This window comes from Pseudomonas sp. GV085 (genome assembly GCF_003050925.1).
In the GTDB taxonomy this organism is placed as follows: Bacteria; Pseudomonadota; Gammaproteobacteria; order Pseudomonadales; family Pseudomonadaceae; genus Aquipseudomonas.
Window position 1 is genome coordinate 568,748 of record NZ_QAOV01000002.1, and the last position, 26,221, is coordinate 594,968.

At 61.7% G+C, this 26,221-nt stretch carries 22 protein-coding genes; 10 read left to right on the forward strand and 12 right to left on the reverse strand.

Annotation, left to right across the window (positions count from 1 at the left end):
- Positions 1-48 precede the first annotated feature (48 nt).
- Positions 49-1,329, reverse strand: a complete 1,281-nt coding sequence (locus C8K63_RS06395; protein ID WP_108215923.1) for a Zn-dependent hydrolase — start codon at positions 1,327-1,329, stop codon at positions 49-51.
- Between the two features lie 156 nt (positions 1,330-1,485).
- Positions 1,486-2,970, reverse strand: a complete 1,485-nt coding sequence (locus C8K63_RS06400; RefSeq protein WP_108215924.1) for an NCS1 family nucleobase:cation symporter-1 — start codon at positions 2,968-2,970, stop codon at positions 1,486-1,488.
- Between the two features lie 540 nt (positions 2,971-3,510).
- Here C8K63_RS06400 and hydA point away from each other — a divergent pair.
- The 3 genes from hydA to preA all read left to right on the forward strand — a co-directional run bounded on the left by hydA (position 3,511) and on the right by preA (position 7,749).
- A complete protein-coding gene (gene hydA / locus C8K63_RS06405) occupies positions 3,511-4,950 on the forward strand; it encodes a dihydropyrimidinase (protein ID WP_108215925.1) in 1,440 nt (479 codons plus the stop codon).
- Positions 4,951-5,106: 156 nt separating this feature from the next.
- The gene (locus tag C8K63_RS06410) at positions 5,107-6,474 is read left to right on the forward strand and encodes an NAD(P)-dependent oxidoreductase (protein ID WP_108215926.1); all 1,368 of its coding nucleotides are present in this window, start codon (positions 5,107-5,109) and stop codon (positions 6,472-6,474) included.
- Positions 6,475-7,749, forward strand: coding sequence for an NAD-dependent dihydropyrimidine dehydrogenase subunit PreA (gene preA, locus C8K63_RS06415; RefSeq protein WP_108215927.1), 1,275 nt, complete (start codon positions 6,475-6,477; stop codon positions 7,747-7,749).
- Positions 7,750-7,864: 115 nt separating this feature from the next.
- Here preA and C8K63_RS06420 read toward each other — a convergent pair whose 3' ends face one another.
- Entirely contained in the window at positions 7,865-8,485 is a 621-nt protein-coding gene (locus C8K63_RS06420) for a TetR/AcrR family transcriptional regulator (RefSeq protein WP_008017494.1), read from the reverse strand.
- 210 nt (positions 8,486-8,695) lie between these two features.
- Between C8K63_RS06420 and C8K63_RS06425 the strand changes: the two genes are divergently transcribed.
- The 7 genes from C8K63_RS06425 (at position 8,696) to C8K63_RS06455 (ending at position 16,055) form a co-directional block, all read left to right on the forward strand.
- Positions 8,696-9,991 carry an OprD family porin gene (locus C8K63_RS06425; RefSeq protein WP_256594903.1) on the forward strand — a complete coding sequence of 432 codons (1,296 nt, stop codon included), beginning with the start codon at positions 8,696-8,698 and terminating at the stop codon, positions 9,989-9,991.
- 269 nt (positions 9,992-10,260) lie between these two features.
- Positions 10,261-11,085 carry an NAD(P)-dependent oxidoreductase gene (locus tag C8K63_RS06430; protein ID WP_108215928.1) on the forward strand — a complete coding sequence of 275 codons (825 nt, stop codon included), beginning with the start codon at positions 10,261-10,263 and terminating at the stop codon, positions 11,083-11,085.
- A 52-nt stretch (positions 11,086-11,137) separates the two neighbouring features.
- Positions 11,138-12,025 carry an SMP-30/gluconolactonase/LRE family protein gene (locus C8K63_RS06435; RefSeq protein WP_108215929.1) on the forward strand — a complete coding sequence of 296 codons (888 nt, stop codon included), beginning with the start codon at positions 11,138-11,140 and terminating at the stop codon, positions 12,023-12,025.
- Positions 12,026-12,102: 77 nt separating this feature from the next.
- On the forward strand, positions 12,103-13,074 hold the full coding sequence (locus C8K63_RS06440; protein WP_108215930.1) for a TRAP transporter substrate-binding protein: 972 nt from the start codon (positions 12,103-12,105) through the stop codon (positions 13,072-13,074).
- Positions 13,075-13,152: 78 nt separating this feature from the next.
- Positions 13,153-13,680: a TRAP transporter small permease gene (locus C8K63_RS06445; RefSeq protein WP_108215931.1), complete on the forward strand. Its 528-nt coding sequence runs from the start codon at positions 13,153-13,155 to the stop codon at positions 13,678-13,680.
- Positions 13,681-14,961: a TRAP transporter large permease gene (locus C8K63_RS06450; RefSeq protein ID WP_046037280.1), complete on the forward strand. Its 1,281-nt coding sequence runs from the start codon at positions 13,681-13,683 to the stop codon at positions 14,959-14,961.
- 203 nt (positions 14,962-15,164) lie between these two features.
- Positions 15,165-16,055, forward strand: coding sequence for an aldose 1-epimerase (locus tag C8K63_RS06455; protein WP_108215932.1), 891 nt, complete (start codon positions 15,165-15,167; stop codon positions 16,053-16,055).
- Here the strand turns inward: C8K63_RS06455 and C8K63_RS06460 are convergent.
- From C8K63_RS06460 to C8K63_RS06505, 9 genes are all read right to left on the reverse strand, one after another.
- Entirely contained in the window at positions 16,031-17,767 is a 1,737-nt protein-coding gene (locus C8K63_RS06460) for a NahK/ErcS family hybrid sensor histidine kinase/response regulator (protein ID WP_108215933.1), read from the reverse strand. The two genes, C8K63_RS06455 and C8K63_RS06460, sit on opposite strands and share 25 nt — an antisense overlap.
- Entirely contained in the window at positions 17,751-18,914 is a 1,164-nt protein-coding gene (ercA, locus tag C8K63_RS06465; RefSeq protein ID WP_108215934.1) for an alcohol dehydrogenase-like regulatory protein ErcA, read from the reverse strand. Before ercA ends, C8K63_RS06460 begins: the two co-directional genes overlap by 17 nt.
- A gap of 203 nt (positions 18,915-19,117) precedes the next feature.
- Positions 19,118-20,260, reverse strand: a complete 1,143-nt coding sequence (gene pqqE, locus C8K63_RS06475; RefSeq protein ID WP_108215935.1) for a pyrroloquinoline quinone biosynthesis protein PqqE — start codon at positions 20,258-20,260, stop codon at positions 19,118-19,120.
- A complete protein-coding gene (gene pqqD, locus C8K63_RS06480) occupies positions 20,238-20,510 on the reverse strand; it encodes a pyrroloquinoline quinone biosynthesis peptide chaperone PqqD (protein WP_103393708.1) in 273 nt (90 codons plus the stop codon). Before pqqD ends, pqqE begins: the two co-directional genes overlap by 23 nt.
- On the reverse strand, positions 20,507-21,259 hold the full coding sequence (pqqC, locus tag C8K63_RS06485; RefSeq protein ID WP_108215936.1) for a pyrroloquinoline-quinone synthase PqqC: 753 nt from the start codon (positions 21,257-21,259) through the stop codon (positions 20,507-20,509). Before pqqC ends, pqqD begins: the two co-directional genes overlap by 4 nt.
- Before the next feature lie 118 nt (positions 21,260-21,377).
- The gene (gene pqqB / locus C8K63_RS06490) at positions 21,378-22,292 is read right to left on the reverse strand and encodes a pyrroloquinoline quinone biosynthesis protein PqqB (protein WP_108215937.1); all 915 of its coding nucleotides are present in this window, start codon (positions 22,290-22,292) and stop codon (positions 21,378-21,380) included.
- Between the two features lie 55 nt (positions 22,293-22,347).
- On the reverse strand, positions 22,348-22,419 hold the full coding sequence (gene pqqA / locus C8K63_RS06495) for a pyrroloquinoline quinone precursor peptide PqqA (protein WP_003253598.1): 72 nt from the start codon (positions 22,417-22,419) through the stop codon (positions 22,348-22,350).
- A 262-nt stretch (positions 22,420-22,681) separates the two neighbouring features.
- Positions 22,682-24,202 carry an aldehyde dehydrogenase family protein gene (locus C8K63_RS06500; protein WP_108215938.1) on the reverse strand — a complete coding sequence of 507 codons (1,521 nt, stop codon included), beginning with the start codon at positions 24,200-24,202 and terminating at the stop codon, positions 22,682-22,684.
- Between the two features lie 238 nt (positions 24,203-24,440).
- A complete protein-coding gene (locus C8K63_RS06505; RefSeq protein ID WP_108215939.1) occupies positions 24,441-26,216 on the reverse strand; it encodes a PQQ-dependent methanol/ethanol family dehydrogenase in 1,776 nt (591 codons plus the stop codon).
- Positions 26,217-26,221: the final 5 nt, after the last annotated feature.

Genomic DNA, 26,221 nt, shown 5'->3' on the forward strand with positions numbered 1-26,221 from the left:
TGTACTCGGTCAATGTAGGAGCTGGCGCAGCCTGCGATCTTTTGACTTTCAGGCTGCCGATTGACTGGCAATCGTCGCCGAAGCCGCCAGCATCGCCCGCAACAGCACCGCACACCCGGCCGCCAGGTCATCCGGCGCGGCATTTTCGATTTCGTTGTGGCTGATGCCGCCTTCGCACGGCACGAAGATCATTCCGGCCGGGCCGAGTTCGGCGAGGAAGATCGCGTCGTGCCCTGCTCCGCTGACGATGTCCATGTGCGACAGGCCCAGGCTTTGGGCGGCGCCGCGCACCGCTTCGACGCAGCCCTTGTCGAAGTACAGCGGTGGGAAGTCGGCCGTTGGCGTGAGCTCGAAGGTCAGGCCGTGCTCATCGCAGGTGGTTTCGATCACTTCACGCACTTCGGCGATCATCGAGTCCAGACGCGCCGGTTCCAGGTGCCGGAAGTCCAGGGTCATGCGCACTTCGCCGGGGATGACGTTGCGCGAGCCGGGATAGGCTTGCAGGCAACCGACGGTGCCGCAGGCATGGGGTTGGTGGCTGAGGGCAGCGCGGTTGAGCGCTCCGACGATCACCGCGGCGCCGACCAGGGCGTCCTTGCGCAGGTGCATCGGGGTCGGGCCGGCGTGGGCTTCGACGCCGCGCAGCTTGAGGTCAAACCATTTCTGCCCGAGGGCGCCCATGACCACGCCTATGGTCTTGCGTTCGTCTTCAAGGATCGGGCCTTGCTCGATGTGGGCTTCGAAATAAGCGCCCACGGCATGGCCGGTGACCTGACGCGGACCGGCGTAGCCAATGGCATTCAACGCTTGCCCTACGGTGACACCGTCGGCATCAACCTTGGCCAGGGTTTCTTCGAGGGTGAATTTTTCCGCGAACACGCCGGAACCCATCATGCACGGCGCGAAGCGCGAGCCCTCTTCGTTGGTCCAGACCACCACTTCCAGCGGCGCTTCGGTTTCGATGTTCAAGTCATTGAGGGTGCGCAGCACTTCGACACCGGCCAATACACCGAAGCAGCCATCGAACTTGCCGCCGGTGGGCTGGGTGTCGATGTGGCTGCCGGTCATCACCGGTGGCAGGTCGGGATTGCGCCCGGCTCGACGGGCGAAGATGTTGCCGACGGCGTCAATGCTGACAGTGCAACCCGCCTCCTCGCACCATTTGACGAAGATGTCCCGGGCCTGGCGGTCGAGGTCAGTCAGGGCCAGGCGACACACGCCGCCCTTGACCGTGGCGCCGAGCCTGGCCAATTCCATGAGCGATTGCCACAGGCGGTCGCGGTTGATGTGCTGATGGCTGGACTGCAGAACGTCGACGGCCGCGTTCATGATGATCTCCTCAGGCTGTTCTTATGGATTTCTTCAGGTGTTTCGTCGGTGGACTCAAAGGCCTCATCGCGAGCAGGCTCGCTCCTACAGGGGAATGCATTCCAAATGTAGGAGCGACGGTGCGGCGACCCGACCTGCTCGCGATGGGGCCAGTGTTCACACCGCAGATTTCGCGACAGACGGGCTGGGCCGCATCACACTCAACCCGTAATAAATAACCCCACCCAGCGCCGAGCCGGTGAACCAGCCATAGCTGTAGAACCAGCTGAAGGCATCGCTGCCCAGGGACAGCAGCGTCAACACCACCGGCACGCCGAAGGCCAGGAAACCGCACCAGTTCCACGCCGGATAAACGTCATCGCGGTACAGGCCGGCAAGGTCCAGTTGCTGTTTCCTGATCAGGAAATAGTCCACCACCATGATCCCGGCGATCGGCCCCAGCAGGCTCGAATAGCCAAGCAACCAGTTGGAATATACGGATTCCAGACTGACGTCCGAGACGATCAAACCGAGTTTTTTCAGCAGCTCATGGGCCATCAATGCCAGGCCGACAAACCCGGTGAGCAATACTGCCTTGGTACGGTTGATGGCCTTGGGCGCGATGTTCTGGAAGTCATTGGTCGGCGACACGATGTTGGCTGCGGTATTGGTCGACAGCGTGGCGATGATGATCAGCGCCATCGCCAGTGCGACCCAGACCGGGCTCTGGATATGACCGATCAGGGTCACCGGATCGGACACCGTGACGCCCACCAGTTTCACCGAGGCGGCGGTCATCACCACGCCCAGGGAGGCAAACAGGAACATGGTCAGCGGCAAACCGATGATCTGCCCGACGATCTGGTCCTTCTGGCTTTTTGCGTAGCGACTGAAGTCCGGAATGTTCAGTGACAACGTAGCCCAGAAGCCGACCATCGCCGTCAGCCCGGCGGCGAAGTAGCTGGCCACGCCGGCACCTTCGGGGCGCTTGGCCGGGATCGCCAGCAATTCGCTCATCGACACGTTGGGCATGGCCCAGACCAGCAGGCCTGCGCCCACCAGCACCAACAGCGGTGCCGACAGGGTTTCCAGCCATTTGATCGACTCGGCGCCGCGGATCACCACCCACAGGTTCAGCGCCCAGAACACCATGAAGCCGATGACTTCGCCGGTGCCGCCCAGGGATTTCCAGCCCTCGAACACAGAGCCGAGGAACAGGTGAATCGCCAGCCCGCCGAACATGGTCTGGATGCCGAACCAGCCACACGCCACCACGGCGCGGATCAGGCACGGAATGTTGGAACCGAGCACGCCGAAGGACGAGCGCAGCAACACCGGAAAGGGAATGCCGTACTTTGTGCCGGGAAAGGCGTTAAGCGTCAGGGGAATCAATACGATGATGTTGGCGAACAGGATCGCCAGCAGCGCTTCGCCGACGGTCAGGCCAAAGTACGCGGTCAGCACGCCACCGAGGGTGTAGGTCGGCACGCAGATCGCCATGCCCACCCACAGCGCGGTGATGTGCCATTTGTTCCAGGTGCGTTCGTGCACCCTGGTCGGTGCAATGTCGTGGTTGTAACGGGGACTGTCGAGGACATCGCTGCCGGCTTCGAGCTCGAACAAGCCGTCGCGCTCGGTCACTTGCGATCTGATCTGTTGCATGGCCGCTCCACTGTTCTTTTGATTATTGTTGCTCATCAGGGGCTGGCGGCATCAATAAACGTGCCGAGTGCCCCGATTACGCATCGGGCAGTTCCATAAACACATTGCAACCAACTGATGTTTATCGCTTTTATTCACTGATTCGACTATTTGTCAGGTCACTCAGGCCGAATGCCAAGCAAGTTGTCGAAACAGTCAGGGCTCAATCTGGTGCGTTGATCTTTTTTTCAATGGCTGCGCATCAACCATAGACCATACTCAAACAGCTGATTTCACATAAGAAATCTTGACCATTTTTAGATCCTGTCAAGTGCGTCAAAATGGTGAGCGGCCTCACCATTTTGGTGATCGTTGTATTTATTCATTAAATATCAAATAGTTAACAACTTAATAAGCTTATAAAAAATATTCTTGCCGATTCTGATAAGTGCAGCTAGCGTTTAATCCTGACAGCGTTGACAGGATTAGTTCTGTGCGAGCTGTTTTGAATAAAACATCTAGAACCGGCATAAGCCGGTCATTGCCTGCGAGGAACTCGGAATGTCTCTGTTGATCCGTGGCGCCACCGTTATTACCCATGATGAAAGTTATCGCGCCGATGTGTACTGCGCAGACGGCGTGATCAAGGCCATCGGCGAAAAACTCGATGTACCTGCAGGCGCCGAAGTGCTCGACGGCAGCGGCCAATACCTGATGCCCGGCGGCATCGATCCGCACACCCACATGCAGCTGCCGTTCATGGGCACCGTGGCCAGCGAAGACTTCTACAGCGGCACGGCGGCGGGACTGGCCGGCGGCACCACCTCGATCATCGACTTCGTGATTCCCAATCCACAGCAATCCTTGCTCGAAGCCTTCCATCAGTGGCGCGGCTGGGCCGAGAAGTCCGCGTCGGACTACGGCTTTCACGTCGCCATCACCTGGTGGAGCGAGCAGGTCCGCGAGGAAATGGCCGAGCTGGTCAGCCAGCACGGCGTCAACAGCTTCAAGCACTTCATGGCCTACAAGAACGCGATCATGGCCGCCGACGACACCCTGGTGGCGAGTTTCGAACGTTGCCTGGAACTGGGCGCGGTGCCGACCGTGCACGCGGAAAACGGTGAACTGGTGTATCACCTGCAACGCAAGCTGATGGCCCAAGGCATCACCGGGCCGGAAGCCCACCCACTGTCGCGGCCGTCGCAGGTGGAAGGCGAAGCGGCGAGCCGGGCGATCCGCATCGCCGAAACCCTGGGTACGCCGCTGTACCTAGTCCACGTCTCGACCAAGGAAGCCCTGGACGAAATCACCTACGCCCGGGGCAAGGGCCAGCCGGTGTACGGCGAAGTGCTGGCCGGGCACCTGCTGCTGGACGACAGCGTCTACCGCGATCCGGACTGGCAGACCGCCGCCGGTTACGTGATGAGCCCGCCGTTCCGTCCCCGCGGTCACCAAGAGGCGCTCTGGCATGGCCTGCAATCGGGCAATCTGCACACCACCGCCACCGACCACTGTTGCTTCTGCGCTGAGCAGAAAGCCGCGGGCCGCGACGACTTCAGCAAGATCCCCAACGGCACCGCCGGCATCGAAGACCGCATGGCGGTGTTGTGGGATGAAGGCGTGAACAGCGGACGCTTTTCGATGCAGCAATTCGTCGCGCTGACGTCCACCAACACGGCGAAGATCTTCAATCTCTACCCACGCAAAGGCGCGATCCGCGTCGGTGCCGATGCCGACCTGGTGCTGTGGGACCCGCAAGGCACGCGGACCATTTCCGCCAAGACCCACCATCAGCAGGTGGACTTCAACATCTTCGAAGGCAAGACCGTGCGCGGCGTGCCCAGCCACACCATCAGCCAGGGCCGCGTGGTCTGGGCCGACGGCGACCTGCGCGCCGAGCGCGGGGCCGGGCGGTATATCGAACGGCCGGCGTACCCGGCGGTGTTTGATTTGCTGAGCAAGCGGGCGGAGTTGAATCAGCCGGTTGCCGTGAAACGCTGAAATCGAGGCCTTCGGCCTTCGCGAGCAGGCTCGCTCCCACATTTGAAATGCATTCCCCTGTGGGAGCGAGCCTGCTCGCGAAGAGGCCCGTACAGACAACACAAAAAACAATGCCCATTCAGAGGCAGCACCTCAAATAACCGTGAGGCCAAAACCGTGATCAAGACCCTGGACCACCTCCCGCATCCCATTGAGAATGCGGCCGCCCTCGCCGGCCATTTCACCGATCTGGCGCCGCCGCTCAACGAGCGTCAGGCGCACCTGGAAGCCTCGCGCTGCCTGTATTGCTACGACGCGCCCTGCGTGAATGCCTGTCCGAGCGAGATCGACATTCCCTCGTTCATCCGCAACATTGCGCAGGACAACGTGCAAGGCGCCGCGCAGAAGATCCTCTCGGCCAACATCCTCGGCGGCAGTTGCGCCCGGGTGTGCCCGACGGAAATTCTTTGCCAGCAAGCCTGCGTGCGCAACAACGCTCACGAATGCGCGCCGGTCTTGATCGGCCTGTTGCAACGCTACGCCGTGGACAACGCCCACTTCAGCGCCCACCCCTTCCAACGTGCTGCCAGCACCGGCAAACGCATCGCCGTGGTCGGTGCCGGTCCGGCCGGGTTGTCCTGCGCCCACCGCAGCGCCATGCACGGGCATGACGTGGTGATCTTCGAGGCGCGGGAAAAGGCTGGCGGCCTCAATGAATACGGGATCGCCAAATACAAACTGGTGGATGACTACGCACAAAAGGAGCTTGAGTTCCTGTTGCAGATTGGCGGGATCGAAATCCGCCACGGGCAGAAACTCGGAGAGAACCTGACCCTCAGCGAACTGCATCAACAGTTCGATGCGGTCTTCCTCGGCCTCGGGCTCAACGCCAGCAAACAACTGGGCCTGGCCCACGAAGACGCGCCCGGCCTGCTCGCCGCCACCGACTACATCCGCGAACTGCGCCAGGCCGATGACCTGAGCCAACTGCCCCTGGCCGACCATTGCATTGTCCTCGGCGCAGGCAACACCGCTATCGACATGGCGGTGCAAATGGCCCGCCTCGGTGCCCATGACGTGAATCTGGTGTACCGCCGTGGCACCGAAGACATGGGCGCCACCCATCACGAACAGGAGATCGCCAAGGCCAATCAGGTGCGGCTGATGACCTGGGCACAACCCGAAGAAGTGCTGCTCGATGACCACGGCCGCGTGCGCGGCATGCGTTTCGCCCGCACCCATCTGGTCGAAGGTCGCCTGCAAACCACCGGTGAAACCTTCGAACTGGCCGCCGATGCAATCTTCAAGGCCATCGGCCAGGCTTTCGACGCCAGCGCCCTCAGCGATCCGCTGGCCCGTGAACTCAAGCGCCAGGGCGAACGCATCGAAGTCGATGAAAACCTGCGCACCAGTATCCCCGGCGTGTATGCCGGCGGAGACTGCACCAGCCTCGACCAGGACCTCACCGTGCAAGCGGTGCAGCATGGCAAACGCGCCGCCGAGGCGATCAACGCTCAACTGATGCTCAATGTGGAGGCTGCGTAAATGGCCGATCTGTCGATTGTCTTCGCCGGCATCAAAGCACCCAACCCATTCTGGCTGGCCTCCGCGCCGCCGACCGACAAAGCCTACAACGTGGTCCGCGCCTTCGAGGCCGGCTGGGGTGGCGTGGTCTGGAAAACCCTGGGGGAAGACCCGGCGGCGGTGAACGTATCGTCGCGCTACTCGGCGCACTTCGGGGCTAACCGGGAGGTGCTCGGTTTCAACAATATCGAACTGATCACCGACCGCTCGCTGGAGATCAACCTGCGGGAAATCACCCAGGTCAAAAAGGACTGGCCGGACCGTGCGCTGATCGTGTCCTTGATGGTGCCCTGTGTCGAAGAGTCCTGGAAAAACATCCTGCCGCTGGTGGAGGCCACCGGCGCCGACGGCATCGAGCTGAACTTCGGTTGCCCCCACGGCATGCCGGAACGTGGCATGGGCGCAGCGGTCGGCCAGGTGCCGGAATACGTGGAACAGGTCACCCGCTGGTGCAAGACGTATTGCTCGCTGCCGGTGATCGTCAAGCTCACGCCGAACATCACCGACATCCGCGTCGCCGCCCGCGCCGCGCACCGTGGCGGTGCCGATGCGGTGTCGTTGATCAACACCATCAACTCGATCACCAGCGTCAACCTTGAACGCATGGTCGCCAACCCCATGGTCGGCAGCCAAAGCACCCATGGCGGTTATTGTGGTTCGGCCGTCAAGCCGATTGCCTTGAACATGGTGGCTGAAATCGCCCGCGACCCGCAGACCCAGGGCCTGCCGATCAGTGGCATCGGCGGCATTGGCAACTGGCGCGATGCTGCGGAATTCATCGCGCTCGGCAGTGGCTCGGTGCAGGTATGCACGGCGGCGATGCTGCATGGTTTCCGGATTGTCGAAGACATGAAGGACGGTTTGTCACGCTGGATGGACAGTCAGGGCTACGCCAGCATTTCGGAGTTTTCCGGGCGCGCGGTGGGCAACACCACGGACTGGAAGTACCTGGACATCAACTATCAGGTGATCGCGAAAATCGATCAGGACGCGTGCATCGGTTGCGGTCGTTGCCATATCGCTTGTGAGGACACCTCGCACCAGGCCGTGGCCAGCCTCAAGCAAGCGGACGGCACGCACAAATACCAGGTGATCGATGAGGAGTGTGTGGGCTGCAACCTGTGCCAGATCACCTGCCCGGTGCAGGATTGCATCGAGATGGTGCCGGTGGAGAACAGCAAGCCGTTCCTGGACTGGAATCATGATCCGAGGAATCCGTATCACGTCGGCCCTTGAGATCACAGGCGTTTGAGCTGGCCCCATCGCGAGCAGGCTCGCTCCTACATTGGAATGCATTTCAACTGTAGGAGCGAGCCTGCTCGCGATGGGGCCAGCCGCAACAACACAAATCTCAGGGCTCCAACCCAATCCCCCGCAAAATCACACTGGTCACCGTCTGCACCGCTTTTTCAAATTGCATGTCCGACAACGGCTGGTGATCATTGAGAATATTCACCTGGTGATCGAAGTCAGCATAGTGCTGGGTCGAGGCCCAGATCATGTACAGCAGGCTCGACGGCTCCACCGGCAGGATGCGTTTGTCGTCCACCCACTGGCGGATTTTCGCTTCCTTCATCTTGGCCCAGTCATACAGGCTCGCGTCCAGCGCTGCGCCGAGGGTCGGCGCGCCATGGATGATTTCGTTGGCCCAGACTTTCGAACCGTAGGGCCGGCTGCGGGAATGGTTCATCTTGGCGCGAATGTAGCTGCTGAGCACCACACGCGGGTCATCGAACATCTCGAAGCACAGCGCGTCCTGCTTCCAGACTTCCAGCAAGTCGAACAGCACGGCACTGTACAGTTCGGTCTTGGTGCTGAAGTAGTAGTGCAGGTTGGAACGCGGCAGTTGCACCTCGGCGGCGATGTCGGCCATGGCGGTGCTGCCGAAGCCCTTTTCAGCGAAGACCTTTTCCGCCCCCAGCAGAATTTTTTCGACGTTACTGCGACGAATCTCGATCTTGTGATTGCCCATAAGGGCTCCCTGACAACAGCGTTGAACAAGACTAGCACCCGCTCTAGCTCGCGGCGACAGGGTCAAACCAAACATTTCACTCCCCCGCCTCCCGGACAGGTCATCGTATAACTTCCGATTGACAACCTCGGGAAATGCCGCAAATATCGCCGCCAATGTTGTACGACGACGTATGACAACTATAAAAACAAGAAACAAGGGAGCGTCACAGTGAGCAAGCTCGTCCGCAATTCGTCCATCCGTGGTTCACGCCCTACCCTCACCCGTTGCCACACTCTCAGCCTGATCGGCTGCAGCGGCCTGGCTCTCGTCCTGCCCATCACCTGCCAGGCCGCAGGTTTCACTGACGACGCCAAGGCCACGCTGAACCTGCGCAACGCCTACATCAATCGCAACTACACCAACCCGGCCTATCCCCAGGGCAAGGCTGAAGAGTGGACGCAAAACTTCATTCTCGACGCCCGGTCCGGGTTCACCCAGGGCACCGTGGGTTTCGGTGTCGATGTACTGGGCCTGTACTCGCAGAAGCTCAATGGCGGCAAAGGCACCGGCGGCACGCAGCTGTTGCCGATCCACGACGACGGCCGCCCCGCCGACAATTTCGGCCGGCTCGGCGTGGCGCTCAAAGGCAAGATTTCGAAAACCGAATTGAAGGTCGGCGAATGGATGCCAGTGCTGCCGATCCTGCGTTCCGACGATGGCCGCTCACTGCCGCAGACCTTCCAGGGCGCGCAAGTGACCTCCACCGAAATCAGTGGCCTGACGCTGTATGGCGGTCAATTCCAGCAAAACAGCCCGCGTAACGACGCGAGCATGGAAGACATGTTCATGAACGGCAAAGCGGCGTTTACCTCGGACCGTTTCAATTTCGGCGGCGGTGAATATGCGTTCAATGACAAGCACACGCAGGTCGGCGTCTGGTACTCGGAACTCAGTGACATCTACCAGCAGCAATACTTCAACCTGACCCACAGCCAACCCCTCGGCGACTGGACCCTGGGCGCCAACCTCGGCTACTTCATCGGCAAGGAAGACGGCAGTGCCAAGGCCGGTGACCTCGACAACAAGACCGCGTTCGCCCTGCTCTCTGCCAAGTACGGCGGCAACACCTTCTACGTCGGCCTGCAAAAACTCACCGGTGACGACGTCTGGATGCGGGTCAATGGCACCAGCGGCGGCACCCTGGCCAACGACAGCTACAACTCCAGCTATGACAACGCCCAAGAGAAATCCTGGCAGGTGCGCCACGACTACAACTTCGCCGCCTTGGGCGTTCCGGGCCTGACGCTGATGAACCGCTACATCAGCGGTGACAACGTGCACACCGGCGCCATCACCGACGGCAAGGAATGGGGGCGCGAATCGGAACTGGCCTACACGGTGCAGAGCGGCCCGCTGAAAAACCTCAACGTGAAATGGCGTAATGCGAGCATTCGCAAAAGCTTCAGCACCAACGAATTCGATGAGAACCGGGTGTTCATCAGCTATCCGATCAGCCTGCTGTAAACACAAAGCCACTGTAGGAGCGAGCCTGCTCGCGATGACGGAATGTCAGTCAACTTCGATGTTGAAAGTTAGACCGCTATCGCGAGCAGGCTCACTCCCACAAGGTGCGCGGGAGTTTTAAGAACTGCATCAGACCTCCAGGAAACGACCCTCCGTCAATTTCCACCAATGTCGCGTTGACAAGCAGCGGAAACCCTAACGATACTCCAGCACAGTCGTACGACAACCTACAACAAATCAATAACAACGACCACGCGTCCAGGATTCCCATGACGACCACCACAACCGCCCGCCCCCCTTTCAATCGCCTGCTGCTGACCGGCGCCGCCGGTGGCCTCGGGAAAGTCCTGCGCGAAAGCCTGCGCCCCTACGCCAATGTGATTCGCCTGTCGGACATCGCCGACATCGCGCCGGCCATCGATGATCGCGAAGAAGTGATGCCGTGCGACCTCGCCGACAAGCAGGCGGTGCATCAACTGGTCGAAGGCGTGGACGCGATCCTGCACTTTGGCGGCGTGTCGACCGAGCGCTCGTTCGAAGAGATCCTCGGCGCCAACATCTGCGGCGTGTTCCACATCTACGAAGCTGCGCGCCGTCACGGCGTGAAGCGGGTGATCTTCGCCAGCTCCAACCATGTGATCGGCTTCTACAAGCAGGACGAAGTGATCGACGCCCACTCCCCTCGCCGCCCGGACAGCTACTACGGGCTGTCCAAGTCCTACGGCGAAGACATGGCCACGTTCTACTTCGACCGCTATGGCATCGAGACCGTCAGTGTGCGCATCGGCTCGTCGTTCCCGGAACCGCATAACCGCCGGATGATGAGCACCTGGCTGAGCTTCGGCGACCTGACCCGACTGCTCGAACGCGCCTTGTACACGCCGAATGTCGGCCACACCGTGGTCTACGGCATGTCCGACAACAAGGACATCTGGTGGGACAACCGCTACGCCACGGCCCTGGGTTTTGTCCCGCAGGACAGTTCCGAAGTGTTCCGCGAAAAAATCGAAACCCAGCCGATGCCAGCCGCCGACGACCCGGCGCGGCTCTATCAGGGCGGCGCCTTCTGCGCAGCCGGCCCGTTCGGTGACTGAGCCCTCGCGCCCCGCTTGATCCCCACAACAAGAACCAAGGGAATGAGTTGCCATGCAAGCCGAATTGATTGTCGACGCCCGCAACGCCGTCGGTGAAAGCCCGGTCTGGGTGCCTGAGGAAAACGCGCTGTACTGGGTCGATATTCCCGCCGGCGGTTTACAGCGCTGGAGTGCCGATTCCGGCCTGGTGGATGCCTGGAAAACCCCGGAGATGCTCGCTTGCATTGCACGTCATCGCGATGGCGGCTGGGTCGCCGGCATGCAGAGCGGGTTCTTCCGCCTGCATCCGCACAACGACGGCAGCCTCGACAGTGAACAGTTGGCCCATGTCGACCATGCCCGCACCGACATGCGCTTGAACGACGGCCGTTGCGATCGTCAGGGACGCTTCTGGGCCGGCAGCATGGTGCTGGATATGGGCGCCAACGCCGCCGAGGGTACCTTGTATCGCTACAGCGCCGGACAACGTGGGCCACTCGAAGCGCAACTGAGCGGTTTTATCGTGCCCAATGGCCTGGGTTTCAGCCCGGACGGCAAGACCATGTACCTGTCGGACTCACACCCCAGCGTGCAACTGATCTGGACCTTCGACTACGACATCGAAACCGGTACGCCGTCGAACCGCCGTGTGTTCGTGGACATGAATCAGTACGCCGGTCGCCCCGACGGCGCGGCGGTCGACGCCGATGGCTGCTACTGGATCTGCGCCAATGACGCAGGCTTGATCCACCGCTTCACCCCCGACGGCCGACTCGACCGCTCCCTCGCCATACCGGTGAAAAAACCCACCATGTGCGCCTTCGGTGGCCCTCGACTGGACACGCTGTTCGTGACCTCGATCCGCCCCGGCGACGACCATGACCCGCAATCACTGGCCGGTGGCGTGTTCGCCCTCGACCCCGGCGTCAAAGGTCTACCCGAACCCTGTTTCAACGACTGAGCAACCTCGACAGAAAAGCGCTCCTGCTGCATCGCTGTGCCTTGAATATAAAAACAACAAAACTGGAGACACCCCCCATGGACTTCAAACGCACCTTGCTCGCCGCTGCACTTCCATTAGCCTTCTCCCTTAGCAGTGCCGCCCAGGCACTGGAAATCAAATTCGCCGACATCCACCCCGCCGGTTACCCGACCGTGGTGGCTGAAGAGCAACTGGGCAAAACCCTGGTGGCCGACAGCAACGGCGCGCTGACCTTCAAGATGTTCGCCGGCGGTGTGCTCGGCTCGGAAAAAGAAGTGGTCGAACAGGCCCAGGTCGGTGCCGTACAGATGGCCCGGGTCAGCCTCGGCATCGTCGGTCCGGTGGTACCGGATGTGAACGTGTTCAACATGCCATTCGTGTTCCGCGACCAGGCGCACATGCGCAAAGTCATCGACGGGGCGGTCGGCGACGAAATCCTCGACAAGATCACCCATTCCGAATTCAACCTGGTCGCCCTGGCCTGGATGGACGGCGGCACGCGCAACCTCTACACCAAGAAACCGGTACGCAGCATCGAAGACCTCAAGGGCATGAAGATCCGCGTGCAAGGCAACCCGATGTTCATCGAAACCATCAACGCCATGGGCGGTAACGGCATTGCGATGGACACTGGCGAAATCTTCAGTGCCCTGCAGACCGGCGTGATCGACGGCGCGGAAAACAACCCGCCGACCCTGCTCGAACACAACCACTACCAGAACGCCAAGTACTACAGCCTGACCGGCCACCTGATCCTGCCCGAGCCGATCGTGATGTCGAAAATCACCTGGAACAAACTCACCCCGGAGCAGCAAGCCCTGGTGAAGAAAACCGCCAAGGCGGCCCAGGCCCAGGAGCGCACCCTGTGGGATGCCAAGTCCGCCAGCAGCGAAGAGAAGCTCAAGGCTGCCGGTGTCGAGTTCATCACCGTCGACAAAAAACCTTTCTATGAGGCAACCGCCTCGATCCGCGAGAAATACGGTGCCCCCTACGCCGACCTGATCAAGCGTATCGAAGCCGTTCAGTAACCCTCCCTGCATTCAAGAAAGGCCCGGCGCCACTGACGTTGCTGTACATCAGTGCGCGCCCGGTTACGGTGGAACCCGATGAAGAATCTGCTGCTAGGCATCAATGACAAGCTCTACATGACCTGTATCTGGGTCGCCGGGCTCTCCGTTCTGGCCATTGCGTTAATCATTCCCTGGGGCGTGTTCGCCCGCTACGTCCTCGGCACCGGCTCAAGCTGGCCGGAGCCCACCGCCATTCTGCTGATGATGGTGTTCACCTTCATCGGCGCAGCCGCCAGCTACCGCTCCGGCTCGCACATGGCGGTGGCGATGCTCACCGACCGCATGCCGCTACATCTGCGCAAGGCCGCGGCCATTGTCGCGCAACTGCTGATGGCAACGATCTGCCTGTTCATGGCCATCTGGGGCAGCAAGCTGTGCCTGTCCACCTGGAACCAGTTCATGAGCGCCCTGCCGACCCTGCGCGTGGGCATCACCTACATGCCGATTCCGATTGGCGGCGCGCTGACGCTGGTGTTTGTCCTGGAAAAACTCCTGCTCGGCGACCAGAGCAATCGTCGGGTCGTGCGTTTCGACCTCGTTGAAGAAAACGAAGGGGCTGCCTGAATGGACGCTTTTATTCTGTTGGGCAGTTTTATCGCGTTGATCCTGATCGGCATGCCGGTCGCCTACGCCCTGGGGTTTGCCGCACTGATCGGTGCCTGGTGGATCGACATCCCGTTCCAGGCCCTGATGATTCAGGTGGCCGGGGGCGTGAACAAGTTCTCCCTGTTGGCCATCCCGTTCTTCGTCCTGGCCGGCGCGATCATGGCCGAGGGTGGCATGTCCCGGCGCCTGGTGGCGTTCGCCGGGGTGCTGGTGGGCTTCGTGCGCGGCGGCTTGTCGCTGGTCAACATCATGGCCTCGACCTTCTTTGGCGCGATCTCCGGTTCCTCGGTGGCGGACACCGCCTCGGTCGGTTCGGTGCTGATTCCGGAAATGGAACGCCGTGGTTATCCCCGGGAATTCGCCACGGCAGTGACTGTCAGCGGTTCGGTACAGGCGTTGCTGACACCGCCCAGCCACAACTCGGTGCTCTACTCGCTGGCCGCCGGCGGCACGGTGTCGATTGCCTCGCTGTTCATGGCCGGCGTGGTGCCGGGCCTGTTGATGAGCGCGTGCCTGATGGTGCTGTGCCTGATTTTCGCCAAGAAGCGCGATTACCCGAAAGGCGAAGTCATTCCGATGCGCGAAGCGCTGAAGATCTGCGGCGAAGCACTGTGGGGCCTGATGGCGATGGTGATCATCCTCGGCGGCATTCTGTCGGGCATTTTCACCGCGACCGAATCGGCGGCGATTGCCGTGCTGTGGTCGTTCTTCGTGACCATGTTCATCTACCGCGACTACAAGTGGAGCGAGCTGCCGAAACTGATGCACCGCACGGTGCGCACGATCTCGATCGTGATGATCCTGATCGGTTTCGCCGCCAGCTTCGGCTACATCATGACCCTGATGCAGATCCCGGCGAAGATCACCACGCTGTTCCTGACCCTGTCGGACAACCGTTACGTGATCCTGATGTGCATCAACGTCATGCTGCTGTTGCTCGGTACGGTCATGGACATGGCGCCGCTGATCCTGATCCTCACGCCGATCCTGATGCCGGTGATCCTCGGCATAGGCGTGGACCCGGTGCAGTTCGGCATGATCATGCTGGTGAACCTGGGCATTGGTTTGATTACACCGCCTGTGGGTGCGGTACTCTTTGTGGGGTCGGCCGTGGGTAAAGTCAGCATTGAATCTACCGTCAAAGCCCTGCTGCCGTTCTACGGCGTGCTGTTCCTGGTGCTGCTGGCCGTGACCTACATTCCTGCACTGTCGCTGTGGTTGCCGCATCTGGTGTTGTAAAACGCTGGTCGGCGAGCTCCCTGTATCAAGGGGTTTTGTGGTGAGGGGCTTTTGTGGCGAGGGAGCTTGCTCCCGCTGGGTCGCGCAGCGGCCCCCCCGCAGTTTTTCAAGAATGTACACGACTGCTTCGCAGCCGAGCGGGACGGTGCGGCGATCCGACAAGCTCCCTCGCCACAACAACTCATCAATACTCAGAACCGGTCATGACACTGAAAATCATCGAACTCGAAGACGAATTCACCCGCCTCACCCTCGCCCCGCAACTGGGCGGCAGTATCGTCAACTGGTCCGTGCGCAGCACTGGCCAGCCGTTGTTGCGCCACGCTGATGCCCATGCACTCGACAGCGGTTTGCCGGGCAAGCTCGGTTGCTTCCCTTTGGTGCCCTGGTCCAACCGGATTGCCGAAGGCGGTTTCGACTGCCCCGACGGCTGGCTGGCACTGACACCCAATAGCCTCACCGATCCCCTGCCGATTCACGGCAGTGCCTGGCAGCAGCCGTGGCGGGTGGTTTCTTCAACCGCGAATGAAGTGGTCCTGCAGCTCGACAGCACAACCCCCTTTGCGTATCGCGCCCGGCAACGCTTCCATTTGAGCGCGGGCAAGCTGAGCATCGAACTGCACGTCACGCACCTGGCTGAACACGCTGCGTGGCATGGTCTGGGACTGCATCCCTATCTGCCGCGCACCGCGAACTCCCGACTACAGGCACCGGCCCGGCACGTGTGGTTGTGCGACGGGGCAAAACTGCCGACAGAACTCAGCGCATTGCCGGTCGAATGGGATTTTCAGCAACTCAAGTCATTGCCCGAAGCGCTGGTGGACAACGGTTTCTGTGAATGGGACGGCCACTGCCTGATCCGCCAGCCCGACCTCGGCTATGAACTCGACTGCCAGGCCACCGGCAGCGATTATTACCTGCTCTACTGCCCCGTGGGCCTGGGGTTTTTCTGCATCGAACCGGTGAGCCACCCGGTCAACGCGCATCACCTGCCCGGTCGGCCAGGCTTGCGTTTGCTGGAACAAGGTCAAGCCACCGAACTGGGCTTCACCCTGCAGTATCGGCCGCTTCAGGCAGAGGCCCCCAACAGTTGACTCAACACCGCGCGCAATTTGCCGGGCTTCACCGGTTTGTTCAGCAAGGGTGCGTTGAGCCGCTGCAACGCACGCCGACAATGGTCGGTGCGGTCGGCAGTAATGATCACCGCGGGAATGTTCTGGTGGAAATGCTCGCGCAAATGTCGCACCACATCACAGCCGACCACCCCGTGGTCGAGATGATAGTCCGCGAGAATCAGTTCCGGCGCCTGCCCGCGCAGCGCCGCCAGCGCAGCTGCTTCATCGGTGGCGGTTACAACGTCGCAGCCCCACTGCCCGAGCAACGCGCCCATGCTGTCGAGAATGCTCACTTCGTTGTCGAGCACCAGTAAACGGCGGCCCGGCAGCGGGTTGCCGGTGCCCGGTTGTGGCACCGCCTGGCTCACGGGTAACGGAACCTCGTCGGAGATCGGCACCTCGATGCTGAACATCGAACCCCGCCCCGGCAACGAGTACACGCCGATTTTATAGCCAAGGATCTTGGCGATGCGCTCGACGATCGCCAGCCCCAGGCCCACGCCCTTGCGGTCGGCGGCGCGGCCGACGTCCAGCTGGTTGAACTCGAGGAAAATCGAATCGAGCCGGTCGGCGGCGATGCCACGCCCGGTGTCCCAGACCTCCAGGCGCAACATCTCGCCCCGACGCCTTGCCGCCAGCAGGATGCTGCCTTCGTCGGTGTAGCGGCAGGCATTGCTGAGGAAATTGCGCAGGATCCGCGTCATCAGGCGCAAGTCGGTGCTGATGGCGTAATCGGCCATGCGCACCCGCAGGTTCAAGCCGGCCGCCTGGGCGACAGACTGAAACTCCGACACCAGCGGCCCGAGCAGTTCGTCGAGGCGGTACGAGGCGATGTCCGGCTTGACCGCAGCCTGATCGAGACGGGAAATGTCGAGCAGATCCGTCAGCAGGTCTTCGGCCCCTTCCAGGGCCTGGTGAGTGCGTTCCACCAGCAGCTGTTCAGCTTGCGGCAATTGGCGTTCGCGCAAGGTCGAAATCAGCAACCGCGCGGCGTTCAGCGGTTGCAGCAGGTCGTGGCTGGCGGCGGCGAGGTATTTGTCCTTGCTGTGATTGGCCGCCTCGGCGGCATCGCGGGCGACGCGCAAGGCCTGGGCGATCTGTTTACGCTGGGTGATCTGCTGCTGAAGATTACGGTTGGCTTCGAGCAATTCATTGGTGCGCGCGACGACGCGCAGCTCCAGTTCGTCATTGAGTTGCTGCAAGCGTTGCTGGGCCAGTTTGCGCTCGGTGATATCGGAAACGAACCCTTCCACCAGCCCTTCCTGGCCGGGCTTGAGCAGCAGGTTCATCAACACATCGAGGTAACTGCCGTCCTTGCGCCGCAAGCGGGTTTCATAGCCGTGCAGGCTGCGCTGGTGCCTGAGGATTTCGCCGATGTTTTCCAGCTCCTGCGCGCCGTCGACGAACAGGGTGCTGGCAAGGTCAGTCAGGGAGAACAGCACCTCCTGCGGGTCCTGGTAGCCGAGCATGCGTGCCAGCGCGGGGTTGGCGGCGCGCATGCCATCGTGCAGGCTGACCTGGAAGATCCCGTGCACCGCGTTTTCGAACAGCCACTTGTAGCGGTTACGCTCGGCTTCCAGATCATCCAGGCGCGCGGCCAGTTCCGGGTAATGACTCTTGCGCGCCGAATGGCTGCCCAGCCCCAGCAGCCCGGCCAGGGCCCGTTGTTGTTCGTCAGAGGGCTTCGCCATAGACGACCTCGACATCACGCTGGCTGGACTCGCGCGGGTTGGTCAGGATGCACGGATCGTGCATCGCATGTTGCGACAGGAACGGAATGTCCGAGGTCCGCACGCCATGCAAACCGAGGGTTTCGTGAAAACCGATGGCATGCTTGAGGGCGATCAAGTGTTCGACCAGACGCCCGCAGATCTGCCGGTGATTCAGGCCCCGGCAGTCGATGCCAAAGGTCTCGGCGATCACCTTGAAGCGCTCCGGTGCCGAGTTGTAATTGAAGGCCACCACGTGCTCGACCAGCACCGCGTTGCACAGCCCGTGGGGCAGATCGAGAAAGCCGCCGAGGCTGTGGGACATGGCATGCACGGCACCGAGGATGGCGTTGGAAAACGCCAGCCCGGCCTGCATGCTGCCGAGCATGATTTTCTCGCGCAGGGCGATGTCGGTCGGGTTGGCGATCATTTGCACCAGGTTGCCATTGATCAGGCGCATCGCCTCCAGCGCGTGGGGGTCGGTCAGCGGCCCGTGGCCGGTGGACACGAAGGCTTCGATGGCATGCACCAACGCGTCGATACCGGTACAGGCCGACAGGAACGGGTCCATGCTCAGGGTGGTTTCCGGGTCGATCAGCGAAACGTCCGGCACCACCGCCTTGCTGACGATGGAGAACTTCATGCGTTCCTGCTGGTTGGAAATGATCACGAATTGCGAGACGTCGGCCGAGGTGCCGGCAGTGGTCGGAATCAGGATCAGCGGCGGGCTGGGTACGCGGATGGTGTCCACGCCCTCGAAATCGAGAATGCTGCGGCCATGGGCGACGACGATGCCGATGCCTTTGCCGCAGTCCATCGGGCTGCCGCCACCGACGGCGACGATCACGTCGCAGTGGTTTTCCCGGTACAGCTCGGCACCGCGCATCACCTCTTCGACCCGCGGGTTGGGCGAGACATCACTGTACAGGCAGTATTCGATGCCCAGGGCTTGCAGGCTGGCTTCGACATCGGCGACCCAACCGGCGGCGATCACGCCGGGATCGCTGACCACCAGGACCTTGCGCGCGCCAAAGGTCTTGGCGTAATTGCCGACACTGTGCCGGCTACCGGCACCGAAGATGATTTCAGGCGAAACGAACTTACGCAGCTGGTTGAGACTCTGGCTCATTGGAAAGCCTGTTTTTATTGTTTTGGAAGGTAGAAACCACACTAAACCATCCAGCTGTGAATGCAATCAGACCAAAGATCAAAGCGCCGCCCTTGTAGGAGTGAGCCTGCTCGCGATAGCGGTTCAACATTCAACATGTTTGTTGGCTGACACTCCGCCATCGCGAGCAGGCTCGCTCCTACAGGGGATTTGTGTCGCCAGGCTTATCCGCGATAGATCAGCTGGGAAGCCTTCTCATTGCGCAGCGTCAGGTGTTCGATCCCCAACCCCGGCGCCTCGGATTCCTCGCGGGCCTTGAGGATCACGCCGTGGTGGGGCGACTTGCTGCACACCGGGTCGGCATTGGCGGCATCACCCGTCAGCATGAAAGCCTGGCAGCGGCACCCTCCCAGGTCCTTGTGCTTTTCGTCGCAGGAGCGACACGGCTCCTTCATCCAGTCATCACCGCGAAAACGATTGAAGCCGAACGAGTCGTTCCAGATGTGCGAGAGGCTGTGCTCGCGCACGTTGGGAAACTGCACCGGCAACTGTCGGGCGCTGTGGCAAGGCAAGGCAGTGCCGTCGGGGGTGATGTCGAGAAACAGGTTGGCCCAGCCGTTCATGCAGGTCTTGGGACGCTCTTCGTAGTAGTCCGGGGTGACGAAGATCAGCTTGCACGGGTGACCCTGGGCTTCGAGACGCTGGCGATATTCGTTGGTGATGCGTTCGGCACGCTGCAATTGTTCGCGGGTGGGCAACAGGCCGACGCGGTTGAGTTCGGCCCAGCCGTAGAACTGGCAGGTGGCCAATTCAACGAAGTCCGCTTCCAGCTCCAGGCACAACTCGATGATTTGCGCGATCCGGTCGATGTTGTGCCGATGGGTGACGAAGTTCAACACCATCGGATAGCCCTGGGCTTTCACCGCCCTGGCCATGGCCAGTTTCTGGGCAAAGGCCTTGCGCGAGCCGGCGAGCATGTTGTTCACCGCCTCGTCGGCTGCCTGGAAGCTGATCTGGATATGGTCCAGCCCGGCCACCTTGAAATCGCGCACCTTCTGTTCGGTCAGGCCGATGCCGGAGGTAATCAGGTTGGTGTAGTAGCCCATGTCCCGGGCGGCCTTGATCAGCTGCGCCAGGTCTTGCCGCACAAGGGGCTCGCCACCGGAAAAGCCCAATTGCGCGGCACCCATGTCCCGCGCTTCGCGGAATACGCGAATCCATTCTTCCGTGCTCAGTTCCTCGCCGTGCCGGGCAAAATCCAGCGGGTTGGAGCAATACGGGCATTGCAGCGGACAGCGGTAGGTCAGCTCGGCGAGCAGCCACAACGGCGGTCCGGGCTGCGTCTCACTCGATCCAGAACTGCGCATGGGCCACCTCCAGAAACGCCAGCACGTCTTCGTCGATCCCCGGTACGCCGGGGAAATTCGCACTCAATCGATCAATGATCGCCGCTACGCTGCGCTGGCCATCCACCAGGTCGAGAATCTGTCCGGCACTGGCGTTGAGCTTGATCATGCCTTCGGGGTACAGCAGCACGTGGCAGTCCTGACGGGGCTCCCATTGCAGGCGAAAGCCGCGGCGCAAGGCCGGTGACTGCTGGCGATCGATCAGGCTCACAGGGCAATCCCCCGGTGCCAGACGTTGTCGCCGGTGACTGTGTGATACGGCGGGCGCGCAAACTCGTAGGCCATGCTCATGGCATCGAGCATGCTCCACAGCACGTCGAGCTTGAATTGCAGAATCTGCAGCATGCGTTGTTGCCCCTCGGCCGTCACGTAGTGCGCCAGGGTGATGCGCAAGCCATGCTCGACATCACGCCGCGCCTGGCTCAGGCGCGTGCGGAAATAGTCGTAGCCGGCAACGTCGATCCACGGGTAATGAGTGGGCCAGGCGTCGAGTCGCGATTGATGGATCTGCGGTGCGAACAACTCGGTCAGCGAACTGCTGGCCGCTTCCTGCCAGCAGGCACGACGGGCGAAATTGACGTAGGCGTCCACCGCAAAACGCACACCGGGCAGCACCAGTTCCTGGGACAGGATCTGCTCGCGATCCAGGCCCACGGCTTCGCCCAGGCGTAGCCAGGCTTCGATACCGCCCTCGCTGCCGGGGACGCCGTCGTGGTCGAGAATCCGTTGCAACCACTCCCGGCGCACGTCGCGGTCCGGGCAGTTGGCGAGAATCGCAGCGTCCTTGAGCGGAATGTTGATCTGATAGTAGAAGCGATTGGCGACCCAACCCTGGATCTGCTCGCGGCTGGCGCGGCCGGCGTACATGGCTTGGTGGAAGGGGTGGTGGATGTGGTAGAAGGCGCCCTTGGCACGCAGGGCGGCTTCGAATTCTGTGGGGGACATGGGGGTGTCAGTCATTTTGTTCTCCGGGAATTTTTGCGGTGCCTGCGCTGGCCCTATCGCGAGCAGGCTCGCTCCTACATTGAATCGGCGGTGTCCCCTGTGGGAGCGAGCCTGCTCGCGATAGGGCCATCAGCTACAGCTCAATACTCATGCCGTCATGGGCGACCTCGATCCCCCGCCGTTCCAGCAAAGCCCGCTCGGCCGAGTCTTCATCCAGGATCGGATTGGTGTTGTTGATGTGGATCAGCACCTTGCGCTGGCGGTTGAACCCTTCCAGCACTTCCAGCATCCCGCCGGGGCCGCTTTGCGGGAGGTGCCCCATTTCGCTGCCCAGGCTCTGGCCGACTTCGCAGATACGCATTTCGTCGTCGCGCCACAGGGTGCCGTCCAGCAGCAGGCAATCGGCACGCTGCATCCAGCCCAGCACTTCATCATCGATTCGGCCAAGCCCCGGGGCATAGAACAGCGAGGCGCCGTTGCGCAGGTCTTCGATGAACAGGCCTATGGTGTCGCCCGGTTGCGGGTTGCCGCGATTGGGTGAATACGGCGGCGCGTTGCTCACCAGGGGAATCGCGCGAAATTGCAAATGCTCGCAGGCCGGGATGCTGAACGGCTGGCGCTCGAGGCCAACCGGTTGCCAGTGCAATCCGCCGTTCCAGTGCTCCAGCATGTTGAACAACGGGAAACCACTGCTCAGGTCCTGATGCACGCGCTCGGTGCACCACACTGCATGCGGACAGCCTTCGCGCAGGCTGAGCAAACCGGTGCAATGGTCGATCTGGCTGTCAAGCAGCACGATGCCGGCGATGGCGCTGTCACGCAGGCGCCGCGCCGGCTGCATGGGCGCAAAACTCTCGAGTTGCGCACGGATGTCCGGTGACGCGTTGCACAGCACCCACTCCACACCGTCGTCGCTCAGGGCAATCGACGACTGCGTACGGCGCTGTGCCCGCAGGCTGCCATTGCGCACACCGGCGCACTGGCGGCAGTTGCAGTTCCACTGCGGGAAACCACCGCCGGCGGCGGAACCGAGAACGCGAATGTGCATGGCGGATGCTCCAGAAGGCAGGCCCGGCCAACGCAGCGGCTGGCCGGGTGATCAATCAACGGTTGGCGAAATACATCGTCACTTCGAAGCCAATGCGCAGATCGGTAAACGCGGGTTTAGTCCACATGGGTCATTCCTCTTCTTGTGCCGGGTGATTCCGGTAGAGCCATTAATGCACGGGGCATCGAGTGCCCGAATGCTACTTTCGAAGGAGCTTTGGGGGTGATTTGGTAGGGGGGTGCGCGATCGTCATGCACACACAAATACTGTAGGAGCGAGCTTGCTCGCGATGATCCCGAGAACGCCACGGGCACCAGGCTTCCCGCGTTATCGTTGACGACCATCGCGAGCAGGCTCGCTCCTACAGAGTGCTTGCCATCAGTGCGAAATCAGAAGAACCCCAGCGGATTGATGTCGTAGCTCACCAGCAGGTTTTTGGTCTGCTGGTAATGATCGAGCATCATCTTGTGGTTTTCCCGGCCGACGCCGGACTTCTTGTAGCCACCGAACGCGGCGTGTGCCGGGTACAGGTGGTAACAGTTGGTCCACACACGCCCGGCCTTGATCGCCCGCCCCATGCGGTAGGCGCGGTTGATGTCGCGGGTCCAGAGGCCGGCGCCGAGGCCGAACTCGCTGTCGTTGGCGATGGCCAGGGCTTCGGCTTCGTCCTTGAAGGTGGTGACGCCCACCACCGGGCCGAAGATTTCTTCCTGGAACACACGCATCTTGTTGTGACCCTTGAGCAACGTCGGCTGGATGTAGTAACCGCTGGACAGGTCGCCCTCCAGTCGTTCGGCCGCGCCGCCGGTGAGCAGCTCGGCGCCCTCCTCCTGGGCAATCGTCAGGTACGAGAGGATCTTGTCATATTGCTGCTCGGACGCCTGGGCGCCGACCATGGTCTCGGTGTCCAGCGGGTTGCCGCGCTTGATCTTGACGATCTTCTTCATCACCTCGGCCATGAACGGCTCGTAGATCGACTCCTGCACCAGCGCCCGGGACGGACAGGTGCAGACTTCGCCCTGGTTGAAGAACGCCAGCACCAGGCCTTCGGCGGCTTTTTCGATGAACGCAGGCTCAGCGTTCATGATGTCTTCGAAGAAGATGTTCGGCGACTTGCCGCCCAGCTCGACGGTGCTCGGGATGATGTTCTCGGCGGCACAATGCATGATGTGCGCACCCACCGGGGTCGAGCCGGTGAAGGCGATCTTGGCGATGCGTTTGCTGGTGGCCAGGGCCTCGCCGGCTTCGCGACCGAAGCCCTGGACGATGTTCAGCACGCCCGCCGGCAGCAGGTCGGCGATGAGCTCGGCGAAGACCATGATCGACAGCGGCGTTTGCTCGGCAGGCTTGAGCACGATGCAGTTGCCGGCGGCCAGGGCCGGGGCGAGTTTCCAGGCGGCCATCAGCAGCGGGAAGTTCCACGGAATGATCTGCCCGACCACGCCCAGGGGCTCATGGAAGTGATAGGCCGTGGTCAGCTCGTTGATCTCGGCAGCCCCGCCTTCCTGGGCGCGGATGCAACCAGCGAAGTAACGGAAGTGGTCGGCCGCCAGCGGCACGTCGGCGTTCAGGGTTTCGCGCACGGCCTTGCCGTTGTCCCAGGTTTCAGTGACAGCGAGCACTTCCAGATTTTGCTCGATGCGATCGGCGATTTTCAGCAGTACCAGGGAGCGGTCCTGGGCCGAGGTCTTGCCCCAGGCGTCGGCAGCGGCGTGGGCGGCGTCGAGGGCCCTGTCGATGTCGGCGGCGCTGGAGCGCGGGAACTCGGCGATCACTTCGCCGTTGACCGGCGAGGTGTTGGTGAAGTACTCGCCATTGATCGGAGCGACGAACTCGCCGCCGATGAAGTTGCCGTAGCGCGGCTTGAAGGTAATGACGGCGCCTGGGGTTCCGGGTTGTGCGTAGATCATGGTGGGCCTCTGTCTGGGTCGATGCCTGTCGTACTGACAGGCGATGAGCCGATACTAGAGAGCCCCGCGTGCCAGACGAATGCATCGTTGGCAGGAGGGGCTCTCGTTATTTAGTCGTAGGAGCGAGCTTGCTCGCGATGAACCCGAGAACGCCACGGGGTGTCAGGTTTCCAGCGTTACCGTTTACGACCATCGCGAGCGAGCTCGCTCCTACAGGGGTTATGCGGTGGAATCGGGATCAATGCTTGGCCACCAGGTCCTTGGGCAGCTTGAAGGTCCAGAGCATGCCGCCCTGGTTGAAGTCCTTGATGCGCTTGGCCACTTCGCCGCCCCACAGCGGTACCGCGCCGCCCCAGCCGGAGAGCACCGAGACGTACTGTTCGCCGTCCATTTCCCAGGTCACGGGCGAGCCGAGCACGCCGGAGCCGGTCTGGAACTCCCAGACCTTTTCGCCGGTCTTGGCGTTGAACGCCTGCAGGAAACCTTCCGGCGTGCCGGTGAACACCAGGTTGCCCTTGGTGGTCAGCACCCCGCCCCACAGCGGCGCGTAGTTCTTGTGGCGCCAGACTTCCTTGCCGGTTTTCGGATCGATGGCCCGCAGTACGCCGATGTAGTCCTCGTTCAACGGCTTGATGGTGAAGCCGGCACCGAGGAACGCCGCGCCTTTCTTGTAGGCGATGCCTTCGTTCCAGATGTCCATGCCCCATTCGTTGGACGGCACATAGAACAGCCCGGTGTCCTGGTTGTAAGCCATCGGCATCCAGTTTTTCGCGCCGAGGAACGCCGGCGCCACGAACACCGAACTGCCCTTGACTTCCGAGCCCGGGGCGCCGGGACGGCTGGCCTCGTTGTAGATCGGCCGGCCGTTCTTATCCAGGCCGGTGGCCCAGGTGATCTTGTCCACGAACGGGAAGCCACGGATGAATTTGCCGTTGGTGCGGTCCAGCACGTAGAAGAAACCGTTACGGTCGGCCGTGGCCGCCGCCTTGATCTCCTTGCCGCCTTCGCTGTAGTTGAACGACACCAGCTCGTTCACGCCGTCGTAGTCCCAACCATCGTGGGGGGTGCTCTGGAAGTGCCACTTGATGGTGCCGTCGTCCGGGTTGAGCGCCAGGCGCGATGACGAGTAGAGGTTGTCGCCAGGGCGCAGGTGCGAGTTCCACGGCGCCGGGTTGCCGGTGCCGAACAGCAGCAGGTTGGTTTCCGGGTCGTAATAGCCGCCAAGCCAGGGAGCTGCGCCGCCGGTCTTCCACAGATCGCCCGGCCAGGTCTTGCCCGCCTCGCCGCCGGAGATGCCGTTTTCCACGGCTTTGCCGTCCTTGTAGACGTAGCCCATATGGCCTTCGACCGTCGGCCGGGTCCACAACAGGTCACCGTTTTTCGGATCGTAGGCCTCGATCTTGCCCACCACGCCGAACTCGCCACCGGCCACGCCGGTAATCAGCTTGCCGTTGATCACCAGCGGCGCGGCGCTGATCGAGTAGCCTTCCTTGTGGTCGGCGACTTTCTTGCTCCACACCACCTTGCCGGTGTCCTTGTTCAGCGCCACGAGCTTGGCGTCGAGGGTGCCGAAAATCACCAGGTCGCCATACAGCGCGACGCCACGGTTGATCACGTCGCAGCAAGGGCGGATGTCATCGGGCAGGCGTGCGTCGTATTGCCAGAGTTTCTTGCCGGTGCGCGCATCCACGGCGAACACCCGGGAGTAGGAACCGGTCATGTACATCACGCCGTCCTTGACCATCGGCTGCGCTTGCTGGCCACGCTGTTTTTCACCGCCGAAGGAAAACGCCCACGCCGGTCGCAACTCCTTGACGTTGTCGACGTTGAGAATATCCAGCGGGCTGTAGCGCTGACCCTGAACGCCGAGGCCGTTGGTCACGACCTGTTCCGGGTTTTTCGGGTCCTGGAGAATGTCCTGGTCGGAAACCCCGGCCAATGCCTGGCCGGACAACAGCATGGCACTGAGCAGCAGGCTCAAGACGAAGGGCTGGCGACGTGCGGGTTGGGTCATGACGG